Genomic DNA, 781 nt, shown 5'->3' on the forward strand with positions numbered 1-781 from the left:
CCATGATCCGTGTCGATCAGGTAATTGTCGGAATAACTGAAGAATGCAGGACCTTTACGCGCCGCCGTCCATTGGCTGGCCGGGTCTGAATGCGAAGTGAACTTGGGCTGGACCTCGCTGGCGGCGCCGAACGCGGCCTCGTCCAGCGTGTCGAGATACTCGCGCACCGCGCGGGGCGCGTCGGAGGGGTCGATGCTCGTCGCGTCCCAGTCGTCCTTCGGCGTAGAGTTCTGCTTGTTGGCGTCCGCCTCGATCAGGCTGGCATCGATCGCCATGCGTTGTCCACTGACCAGACCTTCTGCGATGCAGCGCGCGACGGTCACCTCGAACAGGTGGCGCAGCAGTTCGCTTTCTCGAAACCGGCCGTGGCGGTTCTTTGAGAAGGTCGAGTGGTCCGGGACCCGGTCGCTCAGGTCAAGGCGACAGAACCAGCGATACGCCAGGTTCAGATGCACCTCTTCGCAGAGCCGCCGCTCCGACCGGATCCCGAAGCAATACCCGACCAGCAACATCCGGATCAGCAGCTCGGGATCGATCGACGGACGGCCTGTATGGCTGTAGAAACCGGCAAGATGGGTGCGGATGCTGCTCAGGTCGACAAACCGATCAATGGACCGTAGCAGGTGATCTTGGGGAACGTGATCCTCCAGCGAGAACTCGTAGAAAAGTGCAGCCTGCGCTTCCTGTCTCGGTCCCAACATTGCTCAATTCTCCCGCTGGTCAGAAGAATTGAATCAGCAACCTACCGTCCAAGCAAGCCCGAGTTTTTCAACAAAATACG

At 59.9% G+C, this 781-nt stretch carries 1 protein-coding gene; it reads right to left on the reverse strand.

The features are described 5' to 3' along the window. Positions 1 to 701 (reverse strand): transposase (locus tag V8324_RS22150; protein ID WP_336422031.1); only part of this gene is annotated, 701 nt, incomplete at its 3' end. Positions 702 to 781 lie beyond the last annotated feature (80 nt).

The sequence above is a fragment of the Roseovarius sp. D22-M7 genome, from assembly GCF_037083785.1.
GTDB lineage: Bacteria > Pseudomonadota > Alphaproteobacteria > Rhodobacterales > Rhodobacteraceae > Roseovarius.